General features: G+C 70.8%; 15 protein-coding genes. 6 read left to right on the forward strand and 9 right to left on the reverse strand.

The features are described 5' to 3' along the window. Positions 1–78 precede the first annotated feature (78 nt). The 4 genes from ACF08B_RS31930 to ACF08B_RS31945 form a co-directional block, all read right to left on the reverse strand. Positions 79–486, reverse strand: a complete 408-nt coding sequence (locus ACF08B_RS31930; protein WP_392320584.1) for a hypothetical protein — start codon at positions 484–486, stop codon at positions 79–81. A 180-nt stretch (positions 487–666) separates the two neighbouring features. After that, complete coding sequence (locus ACF08B_RS31935) at positions 667–1,800, reverse strand: Mrp/NBP35 family ATP-binding protein (RefSeq protein WP_093474951.1); 1,134 nt, start codon at positions 1,798–1,800, stop codon at positions 667–669. 43 nt (positions 1,801–1,843) lie between these two features. Then, complete coding sequence (locus ACF08B_RS31940) at positions 1,844–2,449, reverse strand: DUF1003 domain-containing protein (protein WP_392320585.1); 606 nt, start codon at positions 2,447–2,449, stop codon at positions 1,844–1,846. Further along, a complete protein-coding gene (locus tag ACF08B_RS31945) occupies positions 2,439–3,728 on the reverse strand; it encodes a magnesium transporter MgtE N-terminal domain-containing protein (RefSeq protein ID WP_073889279.1) in 1,290 nt (429 codons plus the stop codon). Before ACF08B_RS31945 ends, ACF08B_RS31940 begins: the two co-directional genes overlap by 11 nt. Positions 3,729–3,941: 213 nt before the next feature. On the opposite strand from ACF08B_RS31945, the gene ACF08B_RS31950 reads away from it, so the two are divergent. Further along, a complete protein-coding gene (locus ACF08B_RS31950) occupies positions 3,942–4,685 on the forward strand; it encodes a hypothetical protein (RefSeq protein WP_093474947.1) in 744 nt (247 codons plus the stop codon). Positions 4,686–4,709: 24 nt separating this feature from the next. Here ACF08B_RS31950 and ACF08B_RS31955 read toward each other — a convergent pair whose 3' ends face one another. Together ACF08B_RS31955 and ACF08B_RS31960 are read right to left on the reverse strand one after the other, a co-directional pair. After that, a complete protein-coding gene (locus ACF08B_RS31955) occupies positions 4,710–5,222 on the reverse strand; it encodes a hypothetical protein (protein WP_073889282.1) in 513 nt (170 codons plus the stop codon). A gap of 23 nt (positions 5,223–5,245) precedes the next feature. Then, a complete protein-coding gene (locus ACF08B_RS31960; RefSeq protein WP_392320586.1) occupies positions 5,246–6,370 on the reverse strand; it encodes a magnesium and cobalt transport protein CorA in 1,125 nt (374 codons plus the stop codon). Between the two features lie 484 nt (positions 6,371–6,854). On the opposite strand from ACF08B_RS31960, the gene ACF08B_RS31965 reads away from it, so the two are divergent. Then, positions 6,855–7,439: a suppressor of fused domain protein gene (locus ACF08B_RS31965; protein WP_392320587.1), complete on the forward strand. Its 585-nt coding sequence runs from the start codon at positions 6,855–6,857 to the stop codon at positions 7,437–7,439. A 40-nt stretch (positions 7,440–7,479) separates the two neighbouring features. On the opposite strand, the gene ACF08B_RS31970 is transcribed toward ACF08B_RS31965, so the two are convergent. Next, positions 7,480–8,703, reverse strand: coding sequence for an MFS transporter (locus ACF08B_RS31970; protein WP_392320588.1), 1,224 nt, complete (start codon positions 8,701–8,703; stop codon positions 7,480–7,482). Positions 8,704–8,861: 158 nt separating this feature from the next. On the opposite strand from ACF08B_RS31970, the gene ACF08B_RS31975 reads away from it, so the two are divergent. The 3 genes from ACF08B_RS31975 to ACF08B_RS31985 all read left to right on the forward strand — a co-directional run bounded on the left by ACF08B_RS31975 (position 8,862) and on the right by ACF08B_RS31985 (position 11,288). Further along, complete coding sequence (locus tag ACF08B_RS31975; RefSeq protein ID WP_073889288.1) at positions 8,862–9,503, forward strand: DUF6758 family protein; 642 nt, start codon at positions 8,862–8,864, stop codon at positions 9,501–9,503. Between the two features lie 188 nt (positions 9,504–9,691). Then, complete coding sequence (locus tag ACF08B_RS31980) at positions 9,692–10,549, forward strand: PHP domain-containing protein (protein WP_392320589.1); 858 nt, start codon at positions 9,692–9,694, stop codon at positions 10,547–10,549. 133 nt (positions 10,550–10,682) lie between these two features. After that, the gene (locus ACF08B_RS31985) at positions 10,683–11,288 is read left to right on the forward strand and encodes a MarC family protein (RefSeq protein WP_093474937.1); all 606 of its coding nucleotides are present in this window, start codon (positions 10,683–10,685) and stop codon (positions 11,286–11,288) included. 48 nt (positions 11,289–11,336) lie between these two features. On the opposite strand, the gene ACF08B_RS31990 is transcribed toward ACF08B_RS31985, so the two are convergent. Further along, positions 11,337–11,489 carry a hypothetical protein gene (locus ACF08B_RS31990; RefSeq protein ID WP_093474936.1) on the reverse strand — a complete coding sequence of 51 codons (153 nt, stop codon included), beginning with the start codon at positions 11,487–11,489 and terminating at the stop codon, positions 11,337–11,339. Between the two features lie 217 nt (positions 11,490–11,706). Here ACF08B_RS31990 and ACF08B_RS31995 point away from each other — a divergent pair, with 217 nt between their 5' ends. Further along, positions 11,707–12,603 carry an NYN domain-containing protein gene (locus ACF08B_RS31995; RefSeq protein WP_176985930.1) on the forward strand — a complete coding sequence of 299 codons (897 nt, stop codon included), beginning with the start codon at positions 11,707–11,709 and terminating at the stop codon, positions 12,601–12,603. A 39-nt stretch (positions 12,604–12,642) separates the two neighbouring features. Here ACF08B_RS31995 and ACF08B_RS32000 read toward each other — a convergent pair whose 3' ends face one another. After that, complete coding sequence (locus tag ACF08B_RS32000; RefSeq protein WP_392320590.1) at positions 12,643–13,524, reverse strand: alpha/beta fold hydrolase; 882 nt, start codon at positions 13,522–13,524, stop codon at positions 12,643–12,645. Between the last annotated feature and the right edge of the window lie 35 nt (positions 13,525–13,559).

Here is a 13,559-nt window from a genome sequence, read left to right on the forward strand (position 1 = left end):
CAGGCACGGACACCCCGAGTGATCATGAAGCGTAGAGAACTCCATGATCGGAGACCGTGCCTGCACCACTTCCCCAGCCTACTGGCGGACGCTCTTAGTCACGAACGGTTCGAGTTCAGCCGGTCCGTCCAGGACAACATGCCGGCCGAAGCGGCTGACCTCGTCAGCAAGCGCAATGGCCTGGTCCACGTAGCCATCCTTGAACTCACTGTGCTTCAGGTACGAGATCGGGTTCCTGTCCTCATTCCCGGAAGGCCTTGGCCGGTCGAGAAGGCGTCCGAAGTGCACCCAGGGTTGTAGGTGATCGTGGAACCTTGCAACAGCAGATGAGAACGCCTCGTAGGAGGCTCTTCGTGGCACCCTGCGCTCACGTAACGACTCATTACGCATCTGCATTTTGGTTGCTGACCTTGCGGTCCAGCCAGTCACGATCATGCCGATTGTTCCCACTCCCGCGCCCAGCACGGCAGCTATCCCAGCATCCATGACGACCATGATGCCGCCGACCGGGCACCGCCAAGGTGATCACTTGAAAGGAGATAGGCCGGGCCGTCTCTGGGCCGTGCGAGGGCGCTCAACGACGACCAACGCTGACAAACGTCGACGGCTCCGCCGCTGGTCAGAGAGCTGACCGGTGACGGAGCCGCAGATCGCAGACGCGGAGCGTCAGAACTTGTTCTTCGGCGTGAGCCCGAGGGACAGCCCCGACAGGCCCCGCTGACGGCCCCCCAGCTTTCCGGCGATCGCGCGCAGCGCCGAACCCGCCGGGGAGTCCGGGTCGGTCAGCACGACCGGCTTGCCCTCGTCGCCGCCCTCGCGGAGGCGGACGTCGATCGGGATGCTGCCGAGGACCGGGACCGTCGCACCCGTGGTGCGGGTCAGGCCGTCGGCCACCATCTGGCCGCCACCGGTGCCGAACACGTCGACCATCTCGCCGCAGTGCGGGCAGGGCAGGCCGGACATGTTCTCGACCACGCCGACGATCTTCTGGTGGGTCTGCACGGCGATGGAGCCGGCCCGCTCGGCCACCTCGGCCGCCGCCTGCTGAGGCGTCGTCACGACCAGGATCTCGGCGTTCGGGACCAGCTGGGCGACCGAGATCGCGATGTCACCGGTGCCCGGCGGCAGGTCCAGCAGCAGGACGTCCAGGTCGCCCCAGTAGACGTCGGCGAGGAACTGCTGGAGCGCGCGGTGCAGCATCGGGCCGCGCCAGACGACCGGGGCGTTGCCCGGGGTGAACATGCCGATGGAGATGACCTTCACGCCGTTCGCCGACGGCGGCATGATCATGTTCTCGACCTGGGTGGGGCGACCGTCCGCGCCCAGCATGCGCGGTACCGAGTGGCCGTAGATGTCGGCGTCGACGACACCGACCTTCAGCCCGTCGGCCGCCATCGCCGCCGCCAGGTTCACGGTCACCGAGGACTTGCCGACGCCGCCCTTGCCGGAGGCGACCGCGTAGACGCGGGTGAGGCTGCCCGGCTTGGCGAAGGGCACCTCGCGCTCGGCCTGGCCGCCGCGCAGGGCGGTCGCCAGCTCCTTGCGCTGCTCGTCGCTCATCACGTCGAGGGTGACGTCGACCCGGGTGACGCCCTCGACGCGGGAGACCGCCTCCGTGACGCGCTGGGTGATGGTGTCGCGCATGGGGCAGCCGGAGACCGTCAGGTACACGGTGACCGCGACCGCTCCGTCCGCGCCGATCTCCACCGATTTGACCATCCCGAGTTCGGTGATGGGTCGGTTGATCTCGGGGTCGTTCACCGTCGCCAGTGCCTCGCGCACCGCGTCTTCCGTAGCCATAAGGACGATGGTACGGCGCCCCGAGGGCACTGCGGGTAGCCCTTCAGCGGTCGTCTGCGTCACGTCCCGGCGACCGTTCTGCCCGCTCTGCCGGGAATACGACATGCCCGTCGTGCCGCCTTCGTTCCTCCAGCTCCTTGACCACGTCCTGGAGCTCCGAGCGGATCCAGTCGCGGGTGGCCACCTCGCCCAGGCCCATCCGCAGCGCGGCCACCTCTCTGGTCAGGTACTCGGTGTCGGCGATGGACCGCTCGTTCTGCTTGCGGTCCTGCTCCAGATTGACCCGGTCGCGGTCGGCCTGCCGGTTCTGGGCGAGCAGGATCAGCGGGGCCGCGTAGGAGGCCTGCAGGGACAGCATCAGCGTCAGGAAGATGAACGGGTACGGGTCGAAGCGCAGGTGCCGCGGCGCGGCGATGTTCCACACCACCCAGGCGATGATGACGACCGTCATCCAGACGATGAAGCGTCCCGTGCCCAGGAAGCGGGCGATCCGCTCCGACAGGCGGCCGAAGGCCTCCGGGTCCCATTCGGGCAGGAAGCGGCGCCGGGGCGGGCGCGGCTGGTCCAGACGCGGCGCACGGGGCCGGGGCGCTGCCGTGGCGCCCGCCGGGCTGCGCTCGCGTGTCGCGCTGTCGCGCTCAGGAGCCATGAGCGGCGGCCCCCTCTCCCTCGTCCAGGTGGAACTCCGTCTCCCGCCAGTCGTCGGGCAGCATGTGGTCGAGCACGTCGTCCACGGTGACCGCGCCGAGCAGCGACCCGGACTCGTCCACCACGGGCGCGGCCACCATGTCGTACGTGGCGAAGAACCCGGCGATGATCGGCAGGGTGGCGTCGGGGGCGAGGGGCTGCAGATCGTCGTCCACGAGCGAGCTGACCAGTGTGTACGGGGGGTCGCGCAGCAGCCGCTGGAAGTGCACGGTGCCCAGGTACTTGCCGGTCGGTGTCTCGTCGGGCGGGCGGCACACGTAGACCTGGGCGGCGAGGGCCGGGGAGAGGTCCTGGTTGCGGACCCGGGCGAGCGCGTCGGCCACCGTGGCGTCCGGGCGCAGCACGATCGGCTCCGTCGTCATCAGACCGCCCGCGGTGTGCTCCTCGTACGACATCAGGCGCCGCATGTCGGCCGCGTCGGCGGGTTGCATCAGACTCAGCAGCCGCTCCTTGTCCTCCTCGGGCAGCTCGGAGAGCAGGTCGGCCGCGTCGTCGGGGTCCATCGCCTCCAGGACGTCCGCCGCGCGCTCCTCCTTCAGCTTGCCGAGGATCTCGATCTGGTCGTCCTCGGGGAGCTCCTCCAGCACGTCGGCGAGCCGGTCGTCGTCCAGGGCGGCGGCGACCTCGGCGCGCCGCTTGGGCGACAGGTGGTGCAGGACGTTGGCCAGGTCGGCGGGGCGCAGCTGCTCGAAGGTGGCGAGCAGGCTCTCCGCGCCCTGCCCGTGCTCCTCCAGGGAGAACCCGGTGACGGCCGACCACTCCACGGTGAGCGTCTCGCCCTTGGCGCGCCGGAAGGCACCGCCCTTCCTGCCCTTGCGGACGAAGACGCGGTCGACCTCCCAGTCCCGGCGCGCGGGCAGCTGCTGCACGGACACGTCGAGGACGGTGACCTCCTCGCCGGTCTCCACCAGCGTCACGCGCCGGTCCAGCAGCTCGCCGAAGACCAGCCGCTCGGTGGGCCGCTGCTCGAAGCGGCGGACGTTGACGACACCGGTGGTGATGACCTGGCCGGACTCGATACCGGTCACCCGGGTCATCGGCAGGAAGATACGGCGCCGGGTGGACAGCTCGACGACCAGTCCGAGGATCCGCGGGGGACGCCGCCCGACGCGCAGCATGACGACCAGATCGCGGACGCGGCCCACCTGGTCGCCGGCCGGATCGAAGACGGGGACCCCGGCGATGTGCGAGACGAAGATCCGGGGGGCGCCGGCTGCCATGGCTCTGCTTCCTTTGCCTGGGAATCGCTGGGGGAGTGGTGGTCGATGCGTGGGAATTGCTCGGATTTGCCCGCTCGGGTGCGCTTCAGGCTAGCCCGTACCGGTCGGGTACGCCCTGGTGTGCGGTCCGGACGGACTGGCTCCGCCGGGCGGCCGGGGCACCGGTACGCTGCGGTACGCCGCTCAGGAACCGTCAGAAAGGCAGCGCCATCTGTGACTGCGACTCCGCGGGGCCGTGCCCGCCGGACCGTGCTGGCGACCGCGACCTGCGCACTCGCCGTGACGGGAGCGATGGTGCTGTCCGGGTGCGGCGGCGGTGACGACCCGGACGCGGGGACGAACGGCGTGGGCAAGCTGCCCGCCGAGAAGATCCAGGCGAAGTCCCGGGCGGCGGCCGACGCGGCACCGGCGGTCCGGCTGTCCGGGACCGTGGTCACCAGCGGGCGCACGTACCGGCTGGACATGCAGCTGAAGGCCGACGGCGGTACCGGGTCGGTGACCGCGCAGGGCGCCACCTTCAAGCTACTGCGCGTGGGCGAGCAGCTGTATCTGAAGGCCGACGCCGACTTCTGGCACCACGCCGACGCGGACGGCGCCACCGGAAAGCTGGACGGCAAGTACGTGAAGGTCCCGCAGGGGGACCCCGCGTACAAGAAGTTCAGCGGCTTCACGGACAAGGCTGTCCTCCTCGACGGTCTGCTGACGCTGCACGGCAAGCTGGCCACGGACGGCCACCACACCGATCAGTCGGGTACCCCCACCATCCGTGTCACCGGCGACAAGGGGTCCGGCGGCACGCTGGACGTCTCCCTGGAGGGCAGGCCCTATCCGCTCCGTCTGGTGCGGGCGGGCGACGCGGGCACACTCCGCTTCTCCGACTGGGGCAAGGACTTCGAGGTCACGAAGCCGGCCAAGTCCGCGACCGTGGACTACGGCAGGCAGCTTCCGACGTCCTAGCGGTACGGACGCAGCGGCCGGGCGTCACTTCTTCCGGCGCCTGGCGAGGAGCTTGGGCAGCCCCGCGGGCATCGGCATCCGCGTCGTCGCGGGCGACGGCACGGGACGTTCCGCCAGGCTGCCGTCGGGCAGCGGCTCCACGAGCCCCGACGGCACCAGGCGCAGCACCCGGCACTCGCGGGCCCAGCGGCCCGGCATCTCCTCGCCGTCGGGCGCGTTCAGGCGTTTGCCCTTCAGCTCGGCGACGGCCGCCTCCCACTCCTCGGAGCCGGGGGCGAGCTCGGAGACGGTCGCGGGGAACGTCGCCAGCCGGCCGCCCTTGTCCTTGCTGCGGACGGTCAGCTCGGCCGAGCCGCCGTCCACGAGCGCGGGCAGCGGCTGCTCACCGGGACCGTCCCCGATCACGCACACCGCGCCCTCGTGCCACACGTGCCACAGCGCACGCGCGGCCGGGGCACCGGCACCGCGGACCCAGATGAGGCCGGACTTCTTGGAGGCCTCCTCGATGAGGGCCCGGTCGAGCAGCTCGCTTGTCATGCGCCCAGCCTATCCAGGCCCGCTCACAGCCAGCCGTTGCGCTTGAGCGTGCGGTGGATGCCCAGACACAGGACGACCGTGACGCCCATGATCGCCGGGTAGCCGTACCTCCAGTGCAGCTCGGGCATGTGCTCGAAGTTCATGCCGTACACCCCGCAGACCATCGTCGGTACGGCGATGATCGCGGCCCAGGCGGTGATCTTGCGCATGTCCTCGTTCTGCGCGACGGACGCCTGCGCCAGATTGGCCTGGAGGATGGAGTTGAGCAGTTCGTCGAAGCCCAGCACCTGCTCCTGGACCCGGGCCAGGTGGTCGGCGACGTCCCGGAAGTACTTCTGGATGTCCGGGTCGACCAGTCGCATCGGACGCTCGCTCAGCAGCTGCATGGGCCGCAGCAGCGGCGCCACCGCCCGTTTGAACTCCAGCACCTCACGCTTGAGTTGGTAGATCCGCGCCGAGTCCACACCGCGCGAGACACCGCCCCTGCGGCCCGGCGAGAAGACCTCGGTCTCCACCTCGTCGATGTCGTCCTGCACCGCGTCGGCGACCGCGATGTAGCCGTCCACGACATGGTCGGCGATGGCGTGCAGGACGGCCGAGGGGCCCTTCGCGAGCAGTTCGGGGTCGTCCTGGAGGCGGTGGCGCAGCGCCCTGAGCGAGCCCTGGCCGCCGTGCCGGACGGTGATGAAGAAGTCCCGGCCGGTGAAGCACATGACCTCGCCGGTCTCGACGACCTCGCTGTTGGCCGTGAGCCGGTCGTGCTCGACGTAGTGGATGGTCTTGAAGACCGTGAACAGCGAGTCGTCGTAGCGCTCCAGCTTCGGCCGCTGGTGCGCCTGCACCGCGTCCTCGACGGCCAGCGGGTGCAGCCCGAACTCGCTCGCGATACCGGAGAATTCGCCCTCGGTCGGCTCGTGCAGCCCGATCCACACGAAGCCGCCGTCGCGGCGCACCTGCCGCATCGCCTCCTGCGGGGTCAGCGGCTTGTCGCTCGCCACGCGGGCGCCGTCCCGGTAGACGGCGCAGTCCACGACCGCCGAGGGCGTGCCGGGGTCGCGGGTGGTGTCGTAGGAGGCGCCGGCGTCCTTGCGCAGCGAGACACGGGAGGACGGGCGGACCACGGCACGCAGGTCGCGAATCATCGACATGGGCAGGCTCCTTCGCGGGCGGGCAGCGACAGTGCGCGCGGCGACGGGTGGAACTACCCGGAATGGGGACGTCCTGACAACGCATGTTTGGCACGTCCGCAAAGCGGGGAGCACCGCACCGTCGCGGTGGCGACTTCGCTACTGATGCAGAACTGATTCAGATCGGGCGGATCAGGCGATCAGACGGATCAGGCAAAGCGAAACGAAGTGCTCTTCCGAACGGTGACGCGCACAGGAAGGCGGCAGCCGGCAACCAGCCAGGAGTTACATCAAAGGCAGGAAGAGCGAGTGGTACTGCACGGTCGACTTCGATCCATGACAGCCCCACCTCCTCCGGCCGGTCCCTCGTAAGGGAGTCTCGTCGGCGTCGGGACTCGATAGCGACGCTTCTGCGTGCTGCCCCGAACCACCGGCTCAGAGTACCAGCCGCCCATACTGTCAAGGCGCCGCTTTGCCCGCAGCTGACGAGTTCTATGCTCACCGCATGGTTGATGTTCTTCCTCTGGTCGAGGCACGGTTGAACACCGCGCTGGGCGAACCGGACGCGCGCGCCGCGGTCACCTTCCTCGGCACGGACCGCATCGAGGTGCTCCGGTTCCAGGAGGGGGACGTCCTCCGCTACGCCACCCTCGGCATGTCCGCGCACCCCATGGCGGACCCCACGGCGATGCTCGCCGACCCGGTCAAGGGTCCCCGCGCCGAGCTGGTCCTGTCCGTCCGCGCGGGCGTCGCCGACACCGACCCGGTCCTGCGTCCGCTCGCCGTCCTCGCCGCGTCCCCGCAGGTGGAGGGTCTGGTGGTGTCTCCGGGCGCCTCCCTGGACGTCGGCGAGCCGCTGTGGCCCGGTGCCCCGTTCACCTCGGTCCTGGTGGGCGAGCCCGGCGGTCTCGTGGAGGATCTGGACCTCGACGATCCGCTGGACCCCGTACGGTTCCTGCCGCTGCTGCCGATGACCCCCAACGAGGCCGCCTGGAAGCGGGTTCACGGCGCCCAGGCCCTCCACGAGCGCTGGCTCGCGCACGGGACGGACCTGAGGGACCCCGCCCGCGGATCCGTCCCGCTGGACTGAGCCGGGGTGAGCAAGCTCACCAAAGCCTGCTCCTCGGTGGTCAGTTGGCGAAGACGCCGACACCGTCCTGCGAGGCGTGCCGCGGTGCCTGCTCCTCGGCCTCGAGGGTGAGGGCCCGGCGCCGGACGAGGACCACGACCGCGCCCAGGGCCGCCGTCACCGCCGCGACGACGAACGGCATGTGGACGTCCGTCCACTCCTCGATCTTCGGCGCGAACCAGGGGGCGGCGGCCGCCGCGAACCAGCGGACGAAGTTGTAGCCCGCGCTCGCCACCGGGCGAGGCGCGTCCGACACGCCGAGGGCGAGTTCGGTGTAGACGGTGTTGTTCACGCCGATGAACGCGCCGGACAGGACCGTGCAGACGACGGCCGTGGTGTGGTCGCCGTAGCCGAGCACCAGGACGTCCGCCGCGAGCAGCACCAGCGAGCCGCCGAGCACCTTGAGCGAGCCGAACCGCGCCTGCGTGCGCGGGGCCACGATCACCGAGAAGACGGCGAGCAGCAGGCCCCACGCGAAGAACACCGCGCCCGAGCGGTACGGGGACATGTCCAGCACGAACGGAGTGAAGGCCAGCACGGTGAAGAACGTGTAGTTGTAGAAGAACGCCGACACCGCCGCCGAGGCCAGGCCGCCGTGGCCGAGCGCCTTGAGGGGGTCCAGCAGCGAGGTCCTGCGGGCCGGCTTCGGCTGCTCCTTCAGGAACGCCGTGATGCACAGGAAGCCGATCGCCATCAGCGTGGCCGTGCCGAAGAAGGGGTAGCGCCAGCTGATGTTGCCGAGGACCGCGCCGAGCAGGGGGCCGCAGGCCATGCCGAGGCCGAGGGCGGACTCGTAGAGCAGGATCGCCGCGGCGCTGCCGCCCGCCGCCGCGCCGACGATCACCGCGAGGGCGGTCGAGACGAACAGCGCGTTGCCGAGGCCCCAGCCCGCCCGGAAGCCGACGAGCTGGCCGACCGAGCCGGAGGTGCCGGCCAGGCCCGCGAAGACGACCACGAAGGCGAGCCCCAGCAGCAGGGTCCTGCGGCCGCCGATGCGGCTGGAGACGAAGCCGGTCAGCAGCATCGCGATCGCGGTGATCAGGAAGTACGAGGTGAAGAGCAGGGACACCTGCCCGGCGGTGGCGTCGAGGCCCCGCGCGATGGACGGCAGGATCGGGTCGACGAGGCCGATGCCCATGAAGGCGACGACGGAGGCGCCGGCCGTGGCCCAGACGGCCTTGGGCTGTCGCAGGATGCTCCCGGCTCCCGCGTCGAGGGGGTCCATGTGCTTCTCCCGTCCCAGGCAGATAGTTGGTCTATGCACACAGTAAGTTAGCGTCTCTAATAAATGCAAGCTACATCTATATGTGTCGCGGTCGCCGTTCCGTCCGGACGGGTGATCGTCCTTGACGTGGGCGGGCCGGGGTAGGACCGTGGAGCCCTATGAGGGGCGAACCCAGTTGCCCGAGGTGCGGTGGCCGGGTCAGGGCTCCCGGTCTCTTCGCCGATACGTGGCAGTGCGATGTGCACGGCGCGGTGTATCCGCTGCAGCCCGTGATCCCGCCCAGCGTCGAGGCTCTGAACGTGGTGGTGCACCGCACGCAGGTGCCGGTGTGGATGCCCTGGCCGCTGCCGGTCGGCTGGCTGTTCACCGGCGTGGGCTACGCGGGTGACGACCGCAGCGGCGGCCGCGCGACCGCCGTCGCGTGCTCGGGTCCCGGCCCGCTCGGCGGCCCCGGCGAGCTGATCCTCGTCGCCGAGGAACTGGGCGTCGGTCTCGGCGCGCGCTACGCGGGCATCGACGGACCGGACCCGGGGTCGTACATGAACGTGGAGAAGCCGCCCCAGGCCAAGGTCCTGGCCGCCGGCCGCCCGACCCCGCTGTGGCACGTCTACCGCACCCCCGACGACCGCGCCGTCTTCGCGGGCGAGGCGCTCGGCATGTGGCTGTGGGCGGTGATGTGGCCCGAGCAGGCCGGGCTGCTCATGTACGACGAGCTGGTGCTGACCGACCTGCGGGACGCGGGTGCGGAGCTGGACCTGGTGCCGTGCGGGGCGTTGTCGCCGCGCCTGCTCCGGCCGTAGCGCCCCGGGGCGGTGGGCCGGGCCGGTCGGGGGAGGGCGCCGGTGTCCCGTGGTCGCCCGCGTGGTTCCCCGTGCCTCTGAGCGGGTTTCGGTAGGGGGTGCCAGGCGGTTGCGGGTGTGACAGGCGCGCGGGAAAACACCGCTATCCTTAGGTGTCCCGTCCGTTCCGTTCCCCGTCTGGAGTCACCGTGCGCGTCGATCTGCACTGTCACTCCACGGCCTCCGACGGTACGGACACGCCGGCCGAGCTGGTGCGCAACGCCGCCGCCGCCGGACTGGACGTCGTCGCGCTGACCGACCACGACACCACTCGCGGGTACGGCGAGGCGATCGCCGCGCTGCCCGCGGGGCTCACCCTGGTCACCGGCGCCGAGCTGTCGTGCCGGATCGACGGCGTCTCGATGCACCTGCTGGCCTACCTCTTCGACCCCGAGGAGCCCGCCCTGCTCGCCGAGCGCGAGCTGGTCCGGGACGACCGGGTGCCGCGGGCCCGGGGCATGGTCGCCCGGCTGAACGCGCTGGGCGTGCCCGTCACCTGGGAGCAGGTCGAGCGGATCGCCGCCGGCGGTTCCGTGGGGCGCCCGCACGTCGCCACCGCCCTGGTCGAGCTGGGCGTCGTGCCGACGGTGAGCGACGCGTTCACCGAGGAGTGGCTCGCCGACGGCGGCCGGGCTTACGTGCCGAAGCACGAGACCGACCCCTTCGAGGCGATCCGGCTGGTCAAGGGCGCGGGCGGGGTGACCGTCTTCGCGCATCCGGCCGCCGTCAAACGCGGCCGTACGGTCCCCGAGCCGGCGATCGCCGAGATGGCCGCCGCCGGTCTCGACGGCATCGAGGTCGACCACATGGACCACGACGCCGACGCCCGGACCCGGCTGCGGGCCCTCGCCGACGAGCTGGGCCTGCTGGTCACGGGTTCCTCGGACTACCACGGCAGCCGCAAGACGGTGTCGCTCGGCGCCTGCACGACCGACCCCGAGGTCTACGGGGAGATCACCCGGCGCGCGACCGGCGCGTTCCCGGTCCCGGGAACCGGCGGAATCTGACCGCCCGGCGCCCACGATCCGGCGCCACCCTCGTCACCCTTCCCCAGTACGCCCGTAGTACGGCCGCCGTGCCCGCCTGTCCGCCCCGCCGGACGGGTGCCGCCGGCGGTGGCTCTCTCCTGCAAGGCACACCATGTTCGACATCGCCGTCTTCGGCTCCCTGTTCCTGACCCTCTTCGTCATCATGGATCCCCCCGGGATCACCCCGATCTTCCTCGCCCTGACCGCCGGCCGTCCGGCCAAGGTGCAGAAGCGCATGGCCTTCCAGGCGGTGTGCGTGGCGTTCGGTGTCATCGCCACGTTCGGCGTCCTGGGCCATCAGATCCTCGACTACCTGCACGTCTCCGTCCCCGCGCTGATGATCGCGGGCGGTCTGCTGCTCCTGCTGATCGCGCTGGACCTGCTCACCGGCAAGACCGACGAGCCGAAGCAGACCAAGGACGTGAACGTGGCGCTCGTACCGCTGGGCATGCCGCTGCTCGCGGGCCCCGGCGCCATCGTGTCCGTGATCCTGGCCGTGCAGAAGGCCGGCAGTGTGGCCACGCAGGTCTCGGTGTGGTCCGCGATCCTCGCGATCCACGTCGTGCTGTGGCTGGTGATGCGTTACTCGCTGCTGATCATCCGGGTCATCAAGGACGGCGGCGTCGTCCTGGTGACGCGACTCGCGGGCATGATGCTCTCCGCGATCGCGGTGCAGCAGATCATCAACGGAATCACTCAGGTCATCCGGGGGAGCTGACCCTTCGCGCGGTTCGGCTCCCCCGGAAAGCTTGAGTGGCCGTGCCCGCTACGAGGCCGGGGTCTCGGCCGGGCGGATCCAGAGGCGCTGTCCTACGGCGGCGGCCTGCTGAACGATCCGGTTGACGGAGGCGGCGTCCACGACCCTGCTGTCCACGGTGGTCCCGTCGACGTGGTCGAGTCGCATGATTTCGAAGCGCATGGGCTTCTCCCTTCGTCTGGTCATCCTCCTGCGGAGAACTACTTGTGAGCACCGGACGGGTATCCGGTGTCGTACGTAGTCAACGTGCTTCTTGTTACAAACATTCCCTACGCTAAAGAAATTTTTCGAACGCCTAATTACCGACCGGTAAGCGATCCTCGGGGGACCATCCGGGACCGGTTGTGTTCGCAGCGTGACCAACGGGACAATGGAGGCGATGAACGACGAACTGGCGGCCCTGGGCGCCCGCATCGACCGCACGAACGAGCTGCTGCAGCGCATGCTCGCCGAGGTGGCGAAGACGCCCTCGACCCACGCGATCTTCGTCGACGCGGGCTATCTGTACGCGGCCGCCGGGCGGCTGGTCGCCGGGACCGAGGACCGCCGGGCCTTCGACCTCGACGCCGAGGGGCTGATCGACGCGCTGATCGACCGCGCCCGCACGATCTTCGCGGACAGCCGGCTGCTCCGCGTGTACTGGTACGACGGCGCCCGCCGCCGCATCCACACCGCCGAGCAGCAGTCCATCGCCGAACTCCCCGACGTCAAGGTCCGCCTCGGCAACCTCAACGCCAACAACCAGCAGAAGGGCGTCGACTCCCTGATCCGTTCCGACCTGGAGTCCCTCGCCCGGCACCGCGCGATCAGTGACGCGGCCCTGCTCGGCGGCGACGAGGACCTGGTGTCGGCCGTCGAGGCGGCCCAGGGGTACGGCGCCCGCGTCCACCTCTGGGGCATCGAGGCGCCCGAGGGCCGCAACCAGGCCGAGCCACTGCTCTGGGAGGTGGACAGCCAGCGCACCCTCGACCTGGAGTTCTTCAAGCCGTACGTCACCCGGCGCACGGCCGCCGCCTACGAGGCCACGGCCGGCGCCCGCCCCACCCGCGAGGCCGTCCGCTTCGTCGGCGCGCAGATCGCCGCGAAGTGGCTCGCCTCCCGAGGTCGCGAGGCACTGGTCGAACTGCTCCCCGGCCACCCCTACCTGCCGGGCTCCGTCGACCAGGACCTGCTGGTCGAGGCCGAGGGCCTGCTCCAGTACTCCCTGCGCGGCCAGGCGGACCTGCGCCGCTCCCTCAGGGACGGTTTCTGGGACCACCTCCAGGCGCAGTACTAGTCCGGCGCGCGGCCGGCGGGCTCCGGTACGCGCACGGGGTCACGACCCGGACGTGCCGCCGTCCCAGAAGCCGGCGATCGCCTCGGCGGTGGCGAACGGACGGTCGGTGTTGGGGGAGTGCTCGGCCCCGTCGATGACGGTCCGCCGCGCCCGCAGCCGTACCGCCATGTCGTCGAGCAGCGGCAGCGGCCAGGTGTCGTCCTGGGAGCCCGACAGCACATGGAACGGCAGGGGGACGGCGGCCAGTTCGGCGATCCGGTCCGGCTCCGTGCACAACTGGCTTCCGGTGGCTATGAGTTGGGCGGGCTTGGTGGCCAGCCAGCGGCGCCGCAGGTCGTCCCGTTCGTCCAGGCCGCCGTCGAGCGACGGCGTCTCGGTCTCCTCGGGCGTCTCCATCGCCTGGATCGCGTCCCACACCTCGGCCATGCTCATCACCGCGAGCGCGTCCCGCAGCAGCTTCACCCGCTCCCGCTGGGACGCCGAGATCTGCGCCGGGCCGGACGCCATCAGGGTCAGCGACAGGAACGGCGCGTGGTCGAGCAGGACCGCCGCGCGGGAGATCTGCCCGCCGAGCGAGTGCCCCAGCAGATGCACCGGCTGCCCGAGCGCCGCCGCCTGCGCCAGCACGTCCCGCGCCAACTCCTCCTGCGCGTAGGCGGATTCGTCGGTCGCGGGACCGTCCGACTCGAACTGGCCGCGCCCGTCGACGGCCACGGTCCGGTACCCGCGCTCCGCGAGCGGGACGTGCAGCGGGTTGAAGTCCTCCTTGCTGCCGGTGAACCCCGGCAGCAGCAGCGCGACTCCCCGGGGCTCGACCCCGGCGGCCACGGGCGCGTCGACGACGGCGAACTCACCGCGTGGCGTCCGCAGGGGGTACGCACGGGCGCCGGGGGGCGGGACGAAGGTCGCGGGCCTGCTCATGAGGAGCAGGCTATCGGGCACGGACGGGAGCCGCG

The organism is Streptomyces sp. NPDC015139, from assembly GCF_043079785.1.
In the GTDB taxonomy this organism is placed as follows: domain Bacteria; phylum Actinomycetota; class Actinomycetes; order Streptomycetales; family Streptomycetaceae; genus Streptomyces; species Streptomyces albidocamelliae.

Bases quoted from the DNA above. Each gene is read 5' to 3' on its own strand.
- ACF08B_RS31975 (WP_073889288.1), top strand. From the start codon at position 8,862: ATGAGGGGCGAACCCAGTTGCCCGAGGTGCGGTGGCCGGGTCAGGGCT.
- ACF08B_RS31935 (WP_093474951.1), bottom strand. From the start codon at position 1,800: ATGGCTACGGAAGACGCGGTGCGCGAGGCACTGGCGACGGTGAACGAC.
- ACF08B_RS31955 (WP_073889282.1), bottom strand. From the start codon at position 5,222: ATGACAAGCGAGCTGCTCGACCGGGCCCTCATCGAGGAGGCCTCCAAG.
- ACF08B_RS31960 (WP_392320586.1), bottom strand. From the start codon at position 6,370: ATGTCGATGATTCGCGACCTGCGTGCCGTGGTCCGCCCGTCCTCCCGT.
- ACF08B_RS32000 (WP_392320590.1), bottom strand. From the start codon at position 13,524: ATGAGCAGGCCCGCGACCTTCGTCCCGCCCCCCGGCGCCCGTGCGTAC.
- ACF08B_RS31985 (WP_093474937.1), top strand. From the start codon at position 10,683: ATGTTCGACATCGCCGTCTTCGGCTCCCTGTTCCTGACCCTCTTCGTC.
- ACF08B_RS31945 (WP_073889279.1), bottom strand. From the start codon at position 3,728: ATGGCAGCCGGCGCCCCCCGGATCTTCGTCTCGCACATCGCCGGGGTC.
- ACF08B_RS31970 (WP_392320588.1), bottom strand. From the start codon at position 8,703: ATGGACCCCCTCGACGCGGGAGCCGGGAGCATCCTGCGACAGCCCAAG.
- ACF08B_RS31965 (WP_392320587.1), top strand. From the start codon at position 6,855: ATGGTTGATGTTCTTCCTCTGGTCGAGGCACGGTTGAACACCGCGCTG.
- ACF08B_RS31930 (WP_392320584.1), bottom strand. From the start codon at position 486: ATGGATGCTGGGATAGCTGCCGTGCTGGGCGCGGGAGTGGGAACAATC.
- ACF08B_RS31940 (WP_392320585.1), bottom strand. From the start codon at position 2,449: ATGGCTCCTGAGCGCGACAGCGCGACACGCGAGCGCAGCCCGGCGGGC.
- ACF08B_RS31995 (WP_176985930.1), top strand. From the start codon at position 11,707: ATGAACGACGAACTGGCGGCCCTGGGCGCCCGCATCGACCGCACGAAC.
- ACF08B_RS31990 (WP_093474936.1), bottom strand. From the start codon at position 11,489: ATGCGCTTCGAAATCATGCGACTCGACCACGTCGACGGGACCACCGTG.